Annotated in this window: 13 protein-coding genes, 2 rRNA genes and 1 riboswitch (1 of these 16 only partly in view); of the genes, 4 read left to right on the forward strand and 11 right to left on the reverse strand. The window is 48.2% G+C overall.

The window, feature by feature from the left end; translation table 11 throughout:
• Positions 1-104 precede the first annotated feature (104 nt).
• On the reverse strand, positions 105-2,084 hold the full coding sequence (locus tag ACJJIM_RS14220) for an acetoacetate--CoA ligase (RefSeq protein WP_444911293.1): 1,980 nt from the start codon (positions 2,082-2,084) through the stop codon (positions 105-107).
• Between the two features lie 166 nt (positions 2,085-2,250).
• Here ACJJIM_RS14220 and ACJJIM_RS14225 point away from each other — a divergent pair, with 166 nt between their 5' ends.
• On the forward strand, positions 2,251-3,129 hold the full coding sequence (locus tag ACJJIM_RS14225; protein ID WP_444911294.1) for a LysR substrate-binding domain-containing protein: 879 nt from the start codon (positions 2,251-2,253) through the stop codon (positions 3,127-3,129).
• A gap of 33 nt (positions 3,130-3,162) precedes the next feature.
• On the opposite strand, the gene ACJJIM_RS14230 is transcribed toward ACJJIM_RS14225, so the two are convergent.
• The 7 genes from ACJJIM_RS14230 to thiC all read right to left on the reverse strand — a co-directional run bounded on the left by ACJJIM_RS14230 (position 3,163) and on the right by thiC (position 10,297).
• Entirely contained in the window at positions 3,163-3,636 is a 474-nt protein-coding gene (locus ACJJIM_RS14230; protein WP_108734073.1) for a Dps family protein, read from the reverse strand.
• A 248-nt stretch (positions 3,637-3,884) separates the two neighbouring features.
• Positions 3,885-4,634 carry a HesA/MoeB/ThiF family protein gene (locus ACJJIM_RS14235; RefSeq protein WP_444911295.1) on the reverse strand — a complete coding sequence of 250 codons (750 nt, stop codon included), beginning with the start codon at positions 4,632-4,634 and terminating at the stop codon, positions 3,885-3,887.
• Positions 4,628-6,181 carry a thiamine phosphate synthase gene (gene thiE / locus ACJJIM_RS14240; RefSeq protein WP_444911296.1) on the reverse strand — a complete coding sequence of 518 codons (1,554 nt, stop codon included), beginning with the start codon at positions 6,179-6,181 and terminating at the stop codon, positions 4,628-4,630. The genes ACJJIM_RS14235 and thiE overlap by 7 nt, the downstream gene beginning before the upstream one ends.
• Before the next feature lie 7 nt (positions 6,182-6,188).
• Positions 6,189-6,995 carry a thiazole synthase gene (locus ACJJIM_RS14245; RefSeq protein WP_108734076.1) on the reverse strand — a complete coding sequence of 269 codons (807 nt, stop codon included), beginning with the start codon at positions 6,993-6,995 and terminating at the stop codon, positions 6,189-6,191.
• Positions 6,996-6,997: 2 nt separating this feature from the next.
• Entirely contained in the window at positions 6,998-7,198 is a 201-nt protein-coding gene (gene thiS / locus ACJJIM_RS14250) for a sulfur carrier protein ThiS (RefSeq protein WP_444911297.1), read from the reverse strand.
• The gene (gene thiO / locus ACJJIM_RS14255; RefSeq protein ID WP_444911298.1) at positions 7,198-8,274 is read right to left on the reverse strand and encodes a glycine oxidase ThiO; all 1,077 of its coding nucleotides are present in this window, start codon (positions 8,272-8,274) and stop codon (positions 7,198-7,200) included. The genes thiS and thiO overlap by 1 nt, the downstream gene beginning before the upstream one ends.
• A gap of 112 nt (positions 8,275-8,386) precedes the next feature.
• Positions 8,387-10,297: a phosphomethylpyrimidine synthase ThiC gene (gene thiC / locus ACJJIM_RS14260; RefSeq protein ID WP_444911299.1), complete on the reverse strand. Its 1,911-nt coding sequence runs from the start codon at positions 10,295-10,297 to the stop codon at positions 8,387-8,389.
• Between the two features lie 85 nt (positions 10,298-10,382).
• A riboswitch (TPP riboswitch) is annotated at positions 10,383-10,481 on the reverse strand.
• Between the two features lie 262 nt (positions 10,482-10,743).
• Between thiC and ACJJIM_RS14265 the strand changes: the two genes are divergently transcribed.
• The gene (locus ACJJIM_RS14265) at positions 10,744-11,670 is read left to right on the forward strand and encodes an SGNH/GDSL hydrolase family protein (RefSeq protein ID WP_444911300.1); all 927 of its coding nucleotides are present in this window, start codon (positions 10,744-10,746) and stop codon (positions 11,668-11,670) included.
• A 61-nt stretch (positions 11,671-11,731) separates the two neighbouring features.
• On the opposite strand, the gene ACJJIM_RS14270 is transcribed toward ACJJIM_RS14265, so the two are convergent.
• Positions 11,732-13,276 (reverse strand): thioredoxin domain-containing protein, encoded by a 1,545-nt coding sequence (locus ACJJIM_RS14270; RefSeq protein ID WP_444911301.1) that lies wholly within the window; start codon positions 13,274-13,276, stop codon positions 11,732-11,734.
• 775 nt (positions 13,277-14,051) lie between these two features.
• Here ACJJIM_RS14270 and ACJJIM_RS14275 point away from each other — a divergent pair.
• Both ACJJIM_RS14275 and ACJJIM_RS14280 read left to right on the forward strand, forming a co-directional pair.
• Positions 14,052-15,194, forward strand: a complete 1,143-nt coding sequence (locus ACJJIM_RS14275) for an SDR family oxidoreductase (RefSeq protein ID WP_444911302.1) — start codon at positions 14,052-14,054, stop codon at positions 15,192-15,194.
• Positions 15,195-15,220: 26 nt separating this feature from the next.
• Positions 15,221-16,336 (forward strand): DUF3419 family protein, encoded by a 1,116-nt coding sequence (locus ACJJIM_RS14280; RefSeq protein ID WP_444911303.1) that lies wholly within the window; start codon positions 15,221-15,223, stop codon positions 16,334-16,336.
• Positions 16,337-17,251: 915 nt separating this feature from the next.
• Here ACJJIM_RS14280 and rrf read toward each other — a convergent pair.
• A 5S ribosomal RNA gene (gene rrf, locus ACJJIM_RS14285) occupies positions 17,252-17,367 on the reverse strand.
• Between the two features lie 203 nt (positions 17,368-17,570).
• Positions 17,571-18,253 (reverse strand): 23S ribosomal RNA (locus ACJJIM_RS14290) (it continues 2,199 nt past the right edge of the window).

Below are 18,253 nucleotides of genomic sequence, written 5' to 3' on the forward strand. Positions count from 1 at the left end.
TTGCGACCTCTTGAAAGGTCTAGACATTCCTGCGAAGCCGCGCCTTGATTGTGAACCGCTCTGCATGCCAGAGGTATCACGGAGTTATTCAGAGGCTCCCTAACTTACTCCTCTGCCAACTCCGGCAGCTTTTCAAATAGCGATAAGGCTTCAGGGTTGGCCAGGGCCTCTTTATTTTTAACCGGTTTACCCTCCACCACATTGCGTACAGCCAGTTCCACAATCTTACCGCTGATAGTTTTAGGAATATCCGCCACCTGGATCACCTTCGCCGGTACATGGCGAGGCGTGGTATTGGCGCGAATCGTGGAGCGGATTTTCTGGGTCAGATTCTCGTCCAGTACAACACCCTCTCGCAAAACCACAAACAGCACTACCCGTACATCGTCGTGCCAGGGCTGGCCGATACAGATACTATCGAGCACCTCCTCGACTTTCTCCACCTGGCGGTAAATCTCTGCGGTTCCGATACGCACACCGCCGGGATTAAGTACTGCATCGGAGCGGCCATAGATTACAACACCACCGTGTGCCGTAATCTCGGCATAGTCCCCATGCGCCCACACACCAGGCCAATTTTCAAAGTAAGCACTGCGGTACTTGGCTCCATCTGGATCATTCCAGAAGCCAATCGGCATACAGGGGAAGGATTTGGAGCAAACCAGCTCCCCTTTCTCTTCAACCACTGCACTGCCTGTATCATTCCAGACTTCCACCGCCATACCCAAGCCGCGACACTGCAATTCACCGGCATAGACCGGTAAAGTTGGGTTGCCAAGGGCAAAGCAAGACACAATATCGGTGCCGCCGGAAATAGAGGATAAGCAGAGATCTGCTTTTATATCTCTGTAGACGTAACGGAAGCCTTCGTGGGCCAGCGGAGAGCCTGTGGAGAGCACCGCACGCAATTTCTCCAGTTTGTGGGTCTCCCGGGGTTTGCAGCCACTCTTCTCCAGCGCAGCAATATATTTAGCACTGGTGCCAAACACACTGATTCCCTCTTCATCGGTCATATCCCATAGACTTTGGGATGAAGGGTAGAAAGGTGAGCCATCAAACAGCACTAGAGTCGCCCCACAAGCCAGGCCACTCACCAGCCAGTTCCACATCATCCAGCCACAGGTGGTGAAGTAGAAAAGTGTATCCTCACGGCGCAGATCGCCGTGCAAGCGATGCTCCTTCAGGTGTTGGAGCAAAGTGCCCCCCACTCCATGGACGATGCACTTGGGTACACCAGTAGTACCCGAGGAGTACATAATGTACAGGGGGTGATTAAATTCGGTTTGTACAAAGGAGAGCTCGCGAGCGGGCGCCGCAGCTTCAAAAGCTTGCAGTAGTACCGCCTTACCCAGCGGCTCTGCCGCTAGTACCTGAGCAGTTTCCTCTTCTGAGCGCACAACCGGTACCACTACCAAAGTTTCTATAGATTCGATTCGCTGCATGATCTCGCGCAGACGCGGCAATGAATCAATAACCTTGCCGTTATAGAAGTATCCTTCACAGGCAAATAGCACTTTCGGCTGCACCTGGCCAAAGCGGTCAAATACTCCATTGATACCAAAGTCTGGTGAGCAGGAGGTCCAGATAGCACCGAGGCTCGTGGTGGCCAACATGGCTACTACGGTATCGATCACATTGGGCATAAAGCCCGCTACCCGATCTCCCTCAACAACGCCCTGGGCAACGAGGGCCGCTGACAGGCGCTCCACCCGGTCATACAGCTCCTTGTAGCTCAGCTCGCGGCGGCTACCGCTCTCCAGGCGCTCGACCAGGGCAGCCTTGTCATCGCGATAACGCAGCAGGTTCTCAGCAAAATTCAGACGTGCCTGTGGAAACCACTGCGCACCGGGCATGGAATCATTGCTGAGTGTCTCATCACCCTTATCTGCGGCAATGACTCCGGTGTAATCCCACAACTCCCGCCAGAAAGCTTCGCGATTATCTACTGACCACTGGTATAGGGCCGCGTAATCATTGAGATCCAGCTGGTATTGCTGGTTGACCCCGCGACGAAATTCATCCATCTGGGTGGCGGCAATAGCCTCTGCGCTGGGTTGCCAGAGCGGTTGGGAGTTGTCCTTCATTTCAACAGACCTTGTGGCTCATTATTGTGTTTTCGAATCGCCCTCCCGGGCACAAGGGGAGCAATCATGCCCTGCCCCACCACTTAAAACTATTTTAATCTTTTTTAGATTTGTTAAATAAAAGTTAACATAGTCAAATCTAACAATTCCTCTGGAACCAGCCGCCGTGAGTGCCACGATCAAACAACTACGCGCCTTTGTCACAGTGGCCCGCAGCCGCAGCCTGGCCCAGGCCAGCGCTCAATTGCACACTTCTCAGCCAGCCCTGTCCATTGCCATTCGCAATCTGGAGGATGCGACTGGCGGCCCACTTTTCAGTCGAGAAGCACGCCAACTCACTCTGACCCCAGAGGGTGAGGAATTTCTCTCCCGCGCCGAACAACTACTGCACAACTGGGATCAATCCCTGGACGCGGTACAGCAGGCCTTTCGCCTGGAGCGTGGGCAGTTGCGCTTGGCAGTAATTCCCGCCTATACGCTCAACCAACTCCCCCAATTATTAGCCAATTTTCACCGCCAACACCCACAAATCAATATCCTGTTAGAAGATGTGGTGATGGAACGAGTAACCCAAGCGGTGCAGGATGGCCGGGCGGAGCTGGGCATCAGTTTTCGTCCCGAGGATCTAGGCGGACTTGAGTTTGTACCCCTACACAGGGACCGTTTTATCGCAGTCGTACCACCCCAGCACCCCCTCAGTGAAAAAGGAAAAGTGCGCTGGAGTGACCTGGCCAGCTTTCCATTTATTGCTATGAATCGCGGCTCAGCGGTGAGGCGCTGGACCGATGAAGCTTTCGAGCAAAGTGGCCATGGCGTTCGCTATATCTGCGAAGCTAATCAACTAAGCACAATCGGCCAGTTAGTACGTGCAGGAATGGGGGTTAGTGCAGTACCAAGCTTGTGCGAAACACAGGTTCGGGAATATGGGCTAGAATGCCTGCCGCTCTCGGCGCCAGTAGTGAGTCAGGAGGTGGGGGTGTTATTAAAGAGCCGTGGCACCTTGTCGGCACCAGCAACCGCGTTTTTATCCGCGATTACTGGTTGAGGTCTATAAAAGCGCCTCTACTTTTTTGAGCGACTAGTGACTGCTGGTTGCGCGCAGCATCCAAGCCGTTTTCTCATGAACTCTCATGCGGTCAGATACCAGAGCAACTGTGGATTCATCTTCTCCCGCCTGGGCATCTTTTAAAACTTCACGACAGGTTTTGATCACCTGCTCATGCCCCTTAGTGAGAATTTTTACCATTTCTTCCGCCGGTGGAACCTCAACAACTTCTTTGATTGAGCTGAGCTGGGCAAAAGCCTGGTAAGTACCGGGAGCGGAAACCCCGAGGGTGCGAATGCGTTCGGCAATATCATCCACCGCAGTGGCCAGCTCGGTGTAATGCTCTTCAAACATCAGGTGTAATTCGCGGAACAGAGGCCCAGTAACATTCCAGTGGAAGTTGTGGGTTTGCAGGTAAAGAGTGTAGCTATCTGCCAACAAATGTTTCAAACCGGCAGCAATCTTTTCCCGATCCTTTTCACTGATACCAATATCGATTTTTTTCATAATACAAATCCCTCTTCCAAAAACTGTTGTCACCGAAATGGTTATAAGGCCATTTTGGTACCTTTATTCACTTCTCACAAGCTATCGAGCCAATAGCTTATTTATATAGACAAGTAAGATTTATAAGGTACAAAAATGGCGTGAATTTTAACCCGGCTATTGGAAGAAAATTTTGCGACAAGACATTGCCAATAAGGGACTCTCCAAATAAAACTATTTATCGAGACCCCCGCTGAAAACACAAGAAGTCAGACACTACAAACCGGGCAATTACTATGGCTCGGCAGCTGCAAAGTTTGCAGCGCTAAGGTTTCCGTCTCGATTAAGTGCAATTTATTCAAGCTCGATACCGGCAAATCCATCAGGTATTTCATGGCCTCCAGAGCCTGCATGCTACCAACCACACCCAGTGCCGGACCGATCACACCTGCTGTAGAGCAGTTCTGGACTTCAGCCTGCTCCTGGGGCGGAAACAGGCAGGCATAACAGGGACCTTTTCCTTCAGAAAAATCAAAACTAATCAGCTGGCCGGAAAACCCCTGCACCGATGCCATTACCACCGGACACCCTGCCTGATAACAGACCCGGTTGATCGTATGGCGGATTTCCAGGTTATCGGTGCAGTCCAACACCAGATCTACCTGTTTTACCTGCTCACGCAGCCAGGATTCATTCGCCATTTGGCTGTGGGGGTGAATGCGAATAGTTGGATTGGCTGCAGCCAATTGTTGTGCAGCCACCATGGCTTTGGATTTTCCCTGGTGATTGGTTTTGTACAAAACCTGGCGCTGCAAATTGGAGAGATCGATATGATCACCATCTACAAGGTGCAGCTCTCCAATACCGGCTGCGGCCAGATACATCGCTGCCGGGCTGCCGAGCCCACCTAAGCCGACAATCAGAATTCGCGCAGAAGACAGCTTTTTCTGTCCCTCTTCACCCACCTGGGGCAACATTATCTGGCGACTGTAACGCTGTAATTCCTTACGACTTAACATGGCTCTACTTCCGCACGCTTACCTTTCAACAGGACATTAAAATCGGCAACCACCTGCTTGTAATCTTTTGCTTTAGTAATAGCGCTGACCACGGCGATACTGCCAACGCCACTAGCGATAACCTCACCGGCCCGTTGCATATTAATACCACCAATTGCCACAAGTGGATAATCGGGCAATAGCGCGGCCATTCGCGCAAGTTTCTGCACGCCCTGCAACTGATCCGACATATCCTTGGTGTTGGTCGCATAAATTGCACCAATGGCCAAGTAGCTGGGGCGATAACGGTAGGCCAACAGTAATTCATAGAAGCCGTGGGTACTGATACCCAGCTTCAATCCTGCCGCTTGAATTGCCCTCAGATCAGCAGATTGCAAATCCTCCTGGCCCAAATGCACACCGTAGGCGCCGCACTCAATCGCCAACTGCCAGTAATCATTGATAAACAGGCGCAGGTTATACGTCCTGCCAATAGCCACTGCCCGCTCAATCTGTTCGCGCAGGTCCCTACCCGGATTCTTTATTCGCAACTGTAAAGTACGCACCCCCAGCTCAGCCAGGCGCTGCAACCACTCCACTGTATCCACAACCGGATATAAACCCAATGCTTGAGAGTCTGTTTTGGCAAACCCATGAACAAGAGGCTGGGCCACACCAAAGCCATAATCCAGCGCACGCTCTTCTCCCGACACTAAAATCTCCGGGAAGTCGATTAAATCCAGGGGCCAGCCACAGTGGCCTACAGGTCCAGCACCAGCGCCGATATGTGCATTATTTCCCCGGCGCAAGCCCCGCTGTACATAGGCTTTACCCACAACGCAGGCATCTCGCAACGGGTAGCCCAAAGCTCGGCAAGCGGCAATAGCGGAGGACAGGGTGCAGCCAGTGCCATGTGTGCCCGTATTGGACACTTCCCGGCCAATAAACCAATCGGCTTTTTCACCATCCCACAGTAAGTCGGTAACTTCTCCCGCACGCAATTGCGTATGGCCGCCGGTAACTAAAATTGCGGTACCGCCGTGGGCGTGCAACTGACGCGCAGCTTGCACAATAGATTCCGCACCCGTGACACTGGCTCCGGTAAGCCATTCCAATTCATGTAAATTGGGAGTAACCAGATCACACTGTGGCATCAACTGAGCCAACACCGTTGCGGTAATATTCCCTTCGGTGAGCCCGGCTCCGTTGGTAGCAACAGCAACCGGGTCGTAAATAACCGGAACCGGCTGCACCGCTTGCAGCTGGCGCAGGAAATCTGCCACCGCAACCACTTGTTCAGCATTCGCTAGCAGACCGATTTTAATTGCGGCAGGAAATAGATCCCACTGTAAAGCCTGTAACTGAGAACCCAAGACCTCTAGGGAAACTGCATTAATTGCAGTTACTTCCACCGTATTCTGTGCAGTATTGGCCGTGATAGCACTGCAACCATGGCAGCCGAGGTCGGCAAAAGTCAGCAGGTCCGCCTGAATGCCGGCGCCACCGCCGGAGTCACTGCCGGCAATGGTCCAGACAATTGGCTTTTTCAATTGGAGTTGATCGCGCATAAAAATACTAATCCTGCAATATGCTCTCTGCCTGCTGCCAGAAAGGCATATCCAGGGTGGGGGTGCTGGGGCTGGCAGTTTGACGCCTGAGCATCAAGCCGGCATTAAAGGCGGCGCGCCCGGATTCCACAGCCAGTTTAAAAGCATTAGCCATCAGTACCGGATCCTGGGCTTTTGCAATCGCGGTATTCAATAACACCGCATCAAAGCCCATCTCCAGTGCTTCTGCCGCCTGTGATGGCGCACCGATTCCGGCGTCAATAATAAGCGGTACATCACTCAGGCGCTCGCGCAGTGTTTGCAGGTTATATTTATTGAGCAGTCCCTGCCCGGTACCGATGGGAGCCCCCCAGGGCATTAATACCTCGCAACCCACATCCAAAAGTTTTCGACACAGAACCAGGTCATCAGTGCAATAAGGCAATACCTTGAAGCCTAACTGAATTAATTCCCGCGCAGCTTCTACCAGACCAAAGGGGTCTGGCTGCAAATTGTAATCATCACCAATCACTTCCAGCTTGAGCCAATCGGTCTGGAAAATTTCCTGGGACATTTTTGCCAGCTCCACCGCTTCTCGCGGCGATTTACAACCGGCGGTATTGGGCAACAACTGACAACCGGACTCGCGAATATAATCCCAAAATCGATTGTCCTGCTGCTGTGCCGGATTTTGCCGGCGAAGAGACAAAGTAATAATTTCTGAAGCTGAGGCTTGCACGGATTCGCGCATAATCGCTGGGGAGGGATACAGGGCGGTGCCCACCAAAAGCCGGCTGTTAAATGTTTTTCCGTAAAGTGTTAATAGATCGCTCACCTTTACCCCCCCACTACCGGAGCAACAATATCCAGGCTATCGCCGTTATTTATCTCAGTATTGCTATATTCCGTACGGGGAATAAATCCACCGTTGAACGCAACGGCAAACGTTTCTCCGCGATAGCCGAGCTGCTGTAAAAGCGCAGAGAGTTTTAGCGGGGATTCAAGGCTCTGTGTTTCCCCATTAATTAGTACCTGCATCAAACCACCTGTAACAGTTGTTGTGCCACTTGATTCTCCACTTGCTCCACTACTGCCGGCGCTAAAAGATAACCGTGACGGTAAAGGCCATTCACCCTAATCAGCCCGTCCTCGCTGTGGATATAAGGCATATTATCCATAGTGGCGGGGCGACAATTTACGCGGGTCTCAACAATACGAGCCTCGGCAAAAGCCGGGTTGAGGGAGTAAAGCGCGGAAGACAATTCCATACTGGAGCGCACGGAAATGGGCGACTGGTCTTCACTCTCAATTTCCGTAGCGCCAATTACTGTGCGTCCATCGCTTCGGGGTACAGCATAGAGCTTATAGCGCGGGTGGAGCAGGCGCACTGGACGCTGCAAAACCACTTCCCGGGATTCCACCACCATCACCTCACCACGGACACCGCGTAAGCCTTCAATCTGCCCCTTGGCACCGAGACCACGACAGTCGATCACGCAATCAAATTGTTCGCACTCCGAGTTCACAGAGATATACCCGGCTTCGCAATTTACCTTGCTGTGCTCTCGCAGAGTGACAGCTCCTCGGTGCAATGCGCTGAGTAACGCGGGCAACAAGCGGTGATTATTGATATCCGCCTCACCTCGTAAGTAAAGCCCCTGTTCAAAGCCGTGTAAGGATGGCTCTAATTTCGCTAAAGTACTGCTATCGAGTGGCTCCACCTGCTCCCTGGCAGATTCACCCAACTTGCCCTGCAATTCCCGCAGGAATTGCAGCAGCTCACTTTTATCTTTGCCGTGAGCAACCAGCACTGAGCCTGCCCTGCGGTATTCCACGTCCTGCCCGCTCTGCTCCTCCAGCTGCCGGACCCACTCAGACCACAGCTCAAGGCTTTTCAACCCCAGGTTGTAAACCTGTTTATCGCTGTGCACCAATTCCGATAGTGGTGATATCATTCCCGCTGCCGTCCAGCAGGCTCCCCCGACTGGTGCCGACAATTCACCCGCTTCAAACAGGGTTATATCCAGTTCCCGTTGGCAGAGCCGCCAGGCGAGCAAGCGACCTAACAGGCCTCCACCGGCAATAGCTACTTTGGCTTTGGTTTCGCTTGTCACAGACCACCTACCTTCGCAAATCCAAATCGACACCCAGCGATATGCGCTATGCACTCGCCATACTTTTGCTATCCGATTCTTTGGGGGAGAGGACTCTCCCCCAAAATACTCATCAGCCCTTGTGATAAATCTCGCTACCCATGTCCTTAAATTTAATCGACATTTCCTCCATGCCCTGTGCCGCTTCCTGCTTGGCCGCATAATCGCGCACATCCTGGGTGATTTTCATGGAGCAGAATTTCGGGCCGCACATGGAGCAGAAGTGAGCTACCTTGCCGGATTCCTTTGGCAAGGTTTCATCGTGATAGGTGCGTGCCCGCTCCGGATCCAAGCCGAGGTTGAACTGATCTTCCCAACGGAATTCAAAGCGGGCTTTTGACAGGGCGTCATCGCGCTTCTGTGCCCGCGGATGCCCTTTGGCCAAGTCTGCGGCATGAGCCGCAATCTTATATGCCATAAGGCCCTCTTTAACATCCTCTTTATTGGGTAGACCCAGGTGCTCTTTGGGGGTCACATAGCAGAGCATGGCGCAACCGTAGGTGCCGATAAGTGCAGCGCCTATGCCGGAAGTAATGTGGTCGTAGCCGGGAGCAATATCCGTGGTCAATGGACCCAGAGTGTAGAAAGGTGCGCCGTGGCAGTGCTTCAGCTGCTCATCCATATTTTCTTTGATCTTATGGATAGCCACATGACCGGGGCCTTCGATCATCGTCTGAACATCGTGCTTCCAGGCAATTTCAGTCAGCTCGCCAAGCGTGTGCAGCTCGCCAAACTGGGCTTCATCGTTAGCATCCGCAATGGAGCCCGGGCGCAGGCCATCACCGAGACTAAAGCTCACATCGTAAGCCTTCATAATCTCGCAGATTTCCTCGAAGTGGGTGTAGAGGAAATTCTCTTGGTGATGGGCGAGACACCATTTGGCCATAATGGAACCACCGCGAGAGACAATCCCGGTCATACGTTTGGCAGTGAGCGGCACATAGCGCAAAAGCACGCCAGCATGAATAGTGAAGTAATCCACCCCCTGCTCCGCCTGCTCAATCAAGGTGTCGCGGAACACATCCCAGTTAAGATCTTCAGCAATTCCGTTTACTTTCTCCAGCGCCTGGTAAATCGGCACAGTACCGATGGGCACTGGCGAGTTTCGCAGAATCCACTCGCGGGTTTCGTGGATATTGGCACCGGTAGACAGATCCATCACCGTGTCCGCGCCCCACTTGGTAGACCAAACCAGTTTCTCCACTTCCTCTTCAATGGAAGAAGTCACAGCAGAATTACCAATATTTGCATTCACCTTGCACAGGAAGTTGCGCCCGATAATCATCGGCTCCACTTCCGGGTGATTAATATTCGCCGGGATAATTGCCCGCCCCTCTGCAACTTCCCGGCGCACAAATTCCGGCGTGATTTGCTCGGGGATGTAAATACCATCACGTGCCTTCTGGTATTCACTTTCACTCATTTCCGCTGCCAATTTGGCTCGCCCCATATTTTCGCGCACTGCGATAAATTCCATTTCTGGGGTAATAATGCCGCGGCGGGCATAGTGCATCTGAGATACATTCTGTCCCGGTTTGGCTCGGCGAGGGCTGGGAAGGTTTTCAAAGCGGATATGATCCAGCCCCTGGTCCGCCATACGCTTCTGGCTGTAGGCCGCTTGGCGAGAGTCCAGCAGTTCAGTATCTCTGCGGGCCTCTATCCAGCCCTGGCGCAATTTGGGCAACCCTTCCCGTACGTCCACTTTAAAATTGGGCTCGGAATAGGGGCCCGAAGTGTCGTAAATGGTTAGGGGCTCATTGGGTTCAAACACCGGATTCTCTGCATCCCCCCCTACCAAACTATCTCCCAAACAGATCTGACGAGCACCAACCTGAATGTCGGGAGTTTCACCGGGCAAATACACCTTGCTCGAGCTGGGGAAAGATTGAACCGTGAGATTTTCAAGAAATTCTTTAGCGGAATCGCGACTGGCAGCGCGGGAGGACTTTCCGGCTTTACCGGATTGTTCAATGATCTCAGACATGCGTAACCTTAAAACTTGGAAATTTAAAGGTCGCAGCATCCAGGGCACATACAAAGAGAAAAGACGCCAAACTGTAACAAAACAGGCGACTTCAGATCTTGTTCCCTACGCGGGGGTTACCCCGATCAGGTTCAACGGATCTCGCAACAGCGATCTCAGCCCACAGGCACTCCGACAAGTAGAGCGCAGTATAGTGGAAGCGCCCGAAGAAAAACAGATGGCATAAAACTGTGCCAGAAAAACTAAAGCTTTGAAACGCCAATAAAGTAATCAATGCTCTCGGCGACAAAACTCCAACAGACTTCAATTTATTGATAACTGACCAAAGGGTCTCAAGCATTCATCACTCACAATATCTGAGTGCGTCCTACACTCCTTCTCGTTTACCGGAGCAGTGAATAAAACGATAACAACTTACGGCGAAAGTCGGTGTGGGAGAAAATACAATGTTGAATAAATATGGAGTTCTAGTAACGCTCTGTTTGAGCATCTTATCGATACAGCCAGCAATGGCAGCCCCCTCCAAGTCTGTTGCTGCGGGTGACAGTATTACCATGGCATTCGGTGCAGACTGTACCCGCAATAAGTATTTCTGGGACCTGTTTTGTCTTCTCGGCGGGGACCAACCCGAGCATTCCTGGTTTGACGGCGACGACAATTCAGTGGAGAGTGTTCACGATAAATATAAAGTTAACTATCCCAATATGGCTGCCAATAAAAGTGCAGCGGAATCCGGTGCTGAGATGCGTAGTGGAGGCGACAATTTCTCCACTCAAGCCGATCGGATTCTATCCCAAAGTAATTTACCTGATCATGTCGAGGTAGTATTGGGCGGTAATGACATCTGTAACCGGGATTGCGTCGATCCAGCCAACTGTAACGATCCACTTTACACCGATAGCGAGTGGCGCTCGGCAGTTCAAGCTGGACTGGACAAATTAGTCGATGGTCTCCCTAACGGCTCAACGATAGTACTCGGCTCAGTACCACGAGTACAAGATCTCCGGGCAGCAGGTCTGGATAAGCAAAGCGGTAATTCCCGCGTAGATTGCGAGAGTGTCTGGTCGACTTTCGGAATCTGCCGAATTGCAACAAATGGCGGCTCGATGAATGGAGAGAGCTTTGCTACTCGTTATAACGGAATAGCCGCAGCCCAACAACGTTATAACGAAATCCTTGTTGAGGAAGCAGAAAGTTACAACGGTATGAATGGGGTAGAAGTTGTTGCTGAATATACCGGTGAGGATCAGTTAAATGCCGGGACTTTTCAGTTTAATAAAGATGATATTGATGGTGGAGACTGTTTCCACCCAAGCATTCAAGGACAAAATATTGTCGCTGACCTACTGTGGCAAGGAAATCCGGATAAATAAGTAACTTTTACTGCTCGGTAAATTCAGGGCCCGCAATAAAGTACCGCGGGCCCTAATCAATTCACTTACCTAAATCCTCATCAAAGTAACCACTCTCTTCAACCACATACTGCAATCTATGCGGCAAACCCTTTCTCATAAAGGCAACATCAATTACTTTTCCACTGGTAAGAGCACTCCACAGCTCATTCTGGCCACTGTGGACCCAACTGTCATTGACCCTCAACAGCACATCGTTTTCTTCGAATCCAAGTGCAGTAAAGAACTCATTGTTGGCCACCCCCTCCAAGCGCATCAAATGGTGGCCCTCAACTTCCAGCTCCGCCTCAATAAATTTAGCCTCCAAGAATTCTCGTTGTTCGAGTTGCTTCGCCAACCACTCTTGCCCAAGAGTCAACACACCAGCCGGCTCGATTAGCTTTTTACCCTTTTCTCCCTGAGGCTGTTCAATACGTTTGCGCAGCTCCTCATCGTGCTGATGGGACAAAGTTAAAGGGATAATATTACCCACTTCACCTTGCAATAGCAGACGCTCCAGGGATCCCTGATTATCAATAACGGCATAGTGCCCTTTCAAACGCTTCAGAACGACATCTTTAAGAACAGACTGCCCCAGTGAAAAACTCTGTGCCTTCTGCCCATTTACTTCTATTAAAGCTTTGGACTTACTTTCTATACTCGATTCACTAACTCCTACCAGGGCAAGAGGTAGACCCGTAACAGGTAAATGATTCTCAGTATCTTTTTGTTGTTTCCATGTATATTTTTTCTGAGGATCTATATCAAGCCTGATTAGTTCCTTTTCTATCCAGTAAGAATATTGCTCAAATGATCGTGCACCCTTTAGATACAAACCGTTTATAAAAACAACCGGCACATTTGTAAGGCCAAGCCCTAAAGCAATTTCCTGATCCCCCAGAACAACTTCTTTATAATTCATATCTCCAATACAGGCTTTAAACTGCTTGTCATCGATCAGTAAACTGCTTGCGGTCTGGGAGTAAGACTTCTCACCAAGGTTTGGAGTTTTTGCGTATAAGGCGTCGTGATATTCCCAAAAAATATTGTGCTCACCAGCGCACTTAGCCGAAACAGCAGCTTTGATACCCTCCCGATGAAACTTAAGGGGAAAATCAAAATTTACCTGGCGAACCCAACCAGAATAGTCACTCAACAAACGCCTCAAGGTTGGCTGAAAGGATTTACAGTGGGGAGATTGAAAGGAGCAGAACACAGCAATTGTTATAGGCGCTTCGGGATTTCCTCGAGCGGCGCGCCCGCCATAATCAAGATCTATTCGTGGTGGCTCTGGAACGGGAAGCATAACTTCTATTTCTTGACCATCTTTTGCTGTTTTGGCAATCATTTCATGCAGCTTGTTGAGACGTAATTTATGCTCCATTTCAGCAATATCATACAGCACAAGCTGGAGTTCCTTATCCAAGGCCTGCACGCTGACCTCCTGGCCATCAATCCGTGCAGCTATATGTTGCTGATCAAGTACTTTAGTTCCTACTGTTATTTCCGCATCCTTTGAACACCCCCCCATTAGGCTCAAAATACCCAACGCCATTAACTTTGCTATAACATTCCTTAGTCGCTTCACTGGTAATTCTCCTTTTACCGGTTTTGACCAATCTTACTCGCCAATTCTCATTTCAACCGCTTACAGCGAGCTTTATTCAGAACGTGTTCAAAAAATGAGAACCAGGCAAGCTTTTTGGCATCTAAGCTAACGTCTCTCCAGGAGAGAAAATATCCAAAAAACTAACCCTGAGTAATTTTGCGAGCCTATTCGATCCTTAGATCACTGTCCCCTATATGAAATCATTTTTAAAACTACATGGGAAAATCTTGAAACCAAAACAACCAATAGATCATATCGAAGTATCCAATAAGAGCTATAGCCAAAAGTATCGATTGCAGGAAACTCCAAATCGTCTATAAGAATACGCTTTAGCGGAAGAATAAATTCAAGTCTCCTACAATGATGCCAGATCCGTTTATGACGGGGACAGTAAAAATAGAGGATCTACAGTCAATCTACGGCCAAATACTCAGATGTACTACAATTACTCAATGGTACTTTACTGAAAATCCATAGCTCGAGTTATTGGTACAACTTTCGCAATGGATGACATCATCATGATACGACTACCACTTATTACCATCGTTTGATTTCACAGCGAGCCTATAGACTTTGTTAAATAGATGGATAGCTTAGTTGTGTTAATCATAAGCACCCTCAAGATACACCCAACACCAGACCAAATTTTTATATTCCACAGTAAAAAAGTAAAAGTGACTCTCAAGGAGAATAATGCTTTTGGGCTAAAGAAACACACATCTAATTCACCACTATGACTGGTTCGTATGGATCAATGAAAGAAAACCAGCATACCTTTAAAAAATTATCAGAAATACAAGACCTGAAAAGAATACAACTGGTTGTTGGTGGTCTTGGCTTTATAGGCCAGTACTTAACATGGGGACTATTACGAAAAGGTTTTAATGTAGTTTTAATTGCGCGAAATGATATTCATGATCGATTCGAGCAGCTAAAACAAAGAAATAGTTTTGTCAATCCTATTTACAAACTTTCGAAAAATGATTTCGACCGACTTATAATCATTTCAGGAGACTTGAACAGGCCAAAGCTCAGCTTAAGTTCTACGTCTTACAGACAACTACGCTCTCTACACATTGGTTCAATTTGGAATTGTGCAGCTGACATGCGCTATAGCTATAGCAACCTGCAACAAAGCATTAATACAAATGTTAACGGTGTGGAACGATTAATAGAGGTTGCTGTAGCAGCAAAATGTCGGTTCAACCAAATATCGACCAGTTTTATTGCCGGTAAAGATCATGCCAGCGGAGTGACCGTAAAGGAAAAACTCTATCAACCTAAAGAATTTTTTAATGCCTATGATTACACCAAAAATGCAGCAGAGAATTTAATCGCAGAGTCCAAAAACCTGGAATACACTATCTATAGGCCAACTATTGTCCTAGGAGACTCGGTGACTGGTTACACAAACTCTCAGTCCGGTTACTATGAATATGTAAAACTGCTAAATAGACTAAAAGAACAGAATGTACAGACCCCCATTCACCTAAAATATCTTCCAAACTGCCTTATCAATGTCATTCCGGTTGACATTTGCTGTGATGCAATATTAAAGATTTCAAACAACCATGAACTCACAAAAAACCAATACTTTAATATTGCCGACTCTAACCCAATGACAATCGACGAATTCGTTATGTTTAACCGCGATTACTTTGAGCTAGATTTAAGGCAAATTCAAGTCAGCGGCGTATTGTTAAGCAGCCTACCGGAAAAAGAAAGGCGGATACTTAAGATCATTAATAGAATGCAAAATGGACCATTTTTAAACAGTGACTTCAGGTTTTGCAGCGCAAATAGCCAAAGAGTCTTAGGTCACCCTGTTCAGGATCAATGGCGTAATAGCAAGAGTTATCTGACCAAAGTGGTGGACTATTTTTTAAACCAAACGTAACTAAATTCAGCCCGATTAGGTATGCCATGAACAAACCTAGTGACATATCACTTTCCCATTATGCAAACAGAATCAGTTACTCAGGGCCAAACGAAGATTCAAGATCAGAGCTTAAGGCTCTAAATATCAATGAAAATGATAGTATTTTATGTGTTACTGGCGGTGGAGATCGCGTCTTAAGCCTTCTACTGAGTAATCCCAAAAAAATAACCGCCATTGACTTGAATCCCAGCCAAAACTATCTCTTGGAACTAAAAAAAATTGCCATCCAGAAATTAAATCATGAGGAGTTTTTAAGGTTTTCAGGAATACTCTCATGCAAAAAGAGATTAAACACCTATGACAACATGAAATCCTCTTTATCAAAAAAGGCGGAGTTATTTTGGTCAAACAACATAAGTATCATTGAAAAAGGGTTTATTTATGAAGGCGCTTTCGAAAAGCACTTCAAGTTAATCAGTATGATTATTAAAGTTATTCGACCCAGCAAAATAAAAACTCTAACCCACCTAAAAAGCATTGAAGAACAGCGTGAGTTTGTTAAAAACAAATGGAACACCCCAGCCTGGAAAACATTTTTGCATTTCCTTACCAACAAATATTTCTTCAGAACTTTCCTTAAAGATCCTGGGTTCTATGAACACATCCCACAAGAAGTGTCAATTTCTGAGTATTTATTAGGCAGAATGGACCACTCTCTAATGAACCACCTGGTTCTTGACAATTTCTTTATGACATTCCTGCTAACTGGAAAATACAACCCAGAATATGGAATGCCTTTATATTTGGAAAAAAATAATTACTTAGTAATTAAGGGAGCACTAGATAAAACAGTCATAGAAATAGTAACCTCACCGATAGAACAATATTTATACAACTGTGAAAATAAAATTGATAAATTCTCCATTTCTGACGTTTCAGCTTATCTTGATGAGGAGAGCTTTGTTTCCTTACTAAACGCAATATACTCAGCAGCTAGCGAAAACAGCATCCTATGCATGCGCCAATTTATTACCAAAAGAATAATTCCTGACTCTATAAAAAATAAATTTTCTTTTAACCCAGCTCTTGAGGAAGAGCTCAATAATAGCGATATATCGTTTGTTTATAGCTTTAATGTTGGAGTGAAAAGAGGACACTAAATTACCTCACCAATGTATAGCTGTTACAGTAATTTAAATGACAGCTACCTTTAGGAATTCCTAATAGAAGACTTACAACGCTGCTCGCCAGATAAGCTAGAGTACAGCGCAGGCACTAAAAAGGGCCGCCCTATTAGACTGCCCTTTTTCGAATTAGAAGCCTGATAAACCACTATACCGGTTTAGACCACCACAGGCGCGGTTCACCTCCAATCCAACGGGTAGGGCTGTCTCACACTACCCTATGGGCGCCTTCGGTGCTCCAAGTTGGTACGGCTCCGGGATCGCGCACGACTCACATGGCAGCGCAGGTGCTGCTCGGTAGTAAAAGTATTTCACCCTATCTAAAAAATAAAGCCCCAACAGGGAAACTTGCAGGGGTTTTGTTTTGCGCGGATTTCCACAGCCTGGAGTTACTAACAGAAAGTCTGGATAGAGTTGTGCATAACTTTAATAAACGGGCTACAGGCCCCGTGGTTACAGGGGATTACTGCAGAGACTAAAAAATCACCGATATTTTTACCGGCTAAATTTAATTTTTGGCGGGAGTGGTATGGGTACTTTTCTGGTTTTTACGCGGGTTATTTTTGTTGGATTATTTTTTGAGTGAGTGCAAAGGCGTTTGGAGAGAAGATCGGTAAAGACCTATTTTTATAGGCTTTTTAGGAGAGTGTCTGTTTCAGGTGCTCAAGTAATTTTAGGTTTTTATTTTTTGTTTACTGACTGATTTTTTAAATAGAAAGTTAAGCATTAAAGTTTTTCAGAATTACTTTTATTTTTTCTATTTAATTTTTGCCAAGTACTATCTGCTCTCTCTCTTTCTTCCATTTCTTAGTTTTTAGCTTTTGTTTTTTTAAATATTTTTCAGCCATAAAAAAAGGGCCACCCTATTGGGTGGCCCTTTTCGGATTAGAAGCCTGACGATGACCTACTCTCACATGGGGAAGCCCCACACTACCATCGGCGATGTTGCGTTTCACTTCTGAGTTCGGCAAGGGATCAGGTGGTTCCACAACTCTATTGTCGTCAGGCAAACTGGCTTGGGTTGGCGTTGGTCTTATAAGCAATGTGCTTGGCCTGCCGTGTTATCGCTGTTTGCCTCGGTCATATTGTTGACCGGCGATAACCCCAAATAAGTCGGTAAAACAATCTGTAATAATACACCGCAAGCGATCGTATGTCTCTAACTCACAATCCGCTAGCTTAGCTAGTCGTTAGTAACCATCTCTGTTGTATGGTCAAGCCGCACGGGCAATTAGTACTGGTTAGCTCAACGCCTCACAACGCTTCCACACCCAGCCTATCAACGTGGTAGTCTTCCACGGCCCTTCAGGAGGCTCAAGGCCTCAGGGAGATCTTATCTTGAAGGAGGCTTCCCGCTTAGATGCTTTCAGCGGTTATCCCGTCCGAACATAGCTACCCGGCAATGCCACTGGCGTGACAACCGGAACACCAGAGGTTCGTTCACTCCGGTCCTCTCGTACTAGGAGCAACTCTTCTCAAATCTCCAACGCCCACGGCAGATAGGGACCGAACTGTCTCACGACGTTCTAAACCCAGCTCGCGTACCACTTTAAATGGCGAACAGCCATACCCTTGGGACCGGCTTCAGCCCCAGGATGTGATGAGCCGACATCGAGGTGCCAAACACCGCCGTCGATGTGAACTCTTGGGCGGTATCAGCCTGTTATCCCCGGAGTACCTTTTATCCGTTGAGCGATGGCCCTTCCATACAGAACCACCGGATCACTATGACCTACTTTCGTACCTGCTCGACATGTCTGTCTCGCAGTCAAGCGCACTTATACCATTATGCTCATTGCATGATTTCCGACCATGCTGAGTGCACCTTCGTACTCCTCCGTTACTCTTTGGGAGGAGACCGCCCCAGTCAAACTACCCACCATACACTGTCCT

The sequence above is a fragment of the Microbulbifer maximicatervae (SeqCode) genome (assembly GCF_052467615.1).

Coding starts and splice junctions, on each gene's coding strand:
- ACJJIM_RS14220 (WP_444911293.1), bottom strand. CDS start 2,084: ATGAAGGACAACTCCCAACCGCTCTGGCAACCCAGCGCAGAGGCTATT.
- ACJJIM_RS14230 (WP_108734073.1), bottom strand. CDS start 3,636: ATGAAAAAAATCGATATTGGTATCAGTGAAAAGGATCGGGAAAAGATT.
- ACJJIM_RS14235 (WP_444911295.1), bottom strand. CDS start 4,634: ATGTTAAGTCGTAAGGAATTACAGCGTTACAGTCGCCAGATAATGTTG.
- thiE (WP_444911296.1), bottom strand. CDS start 6,181: ATGCGCGATCAACTCCAATTGAAAAAGCCAATTGTCTGGACCATTGCC.
- thiS (WP_444911297.1), bottom strand. CDS start 7,198: ATGCAGGTACTAATTAATGGGGAAACACAGAGCCTTGAATCCCCGCTA.
- thiC (WP_444911299.1), bottom strand. CDS start 10,297: ATGTCTGAGATCATTGAACAATCCGGTAAAGCCGGAAAGTCCTCCCGC.
- ACJJIM_RS14265 (WP_444911300.1), top strand. CDS start 10,744: ATGTTGAATAAATATGGAGTTCTAGTAACGCTCTGTTTGAGCATCTTA.
- ACJJIM_RS14275 (WP_444911302.1), top strand. CDS start 14,052: ATGAAAGAAAACCAGCATACCTTTAAAAAATTATCAGAAATACAAGAC.
- ACJJIM_RS14280 (WP_444911303.1), top strand. CDS start 15,221: ATGAACAAACCTAGTGACATATCACTTTCCCATTATGCAAACAGAATC.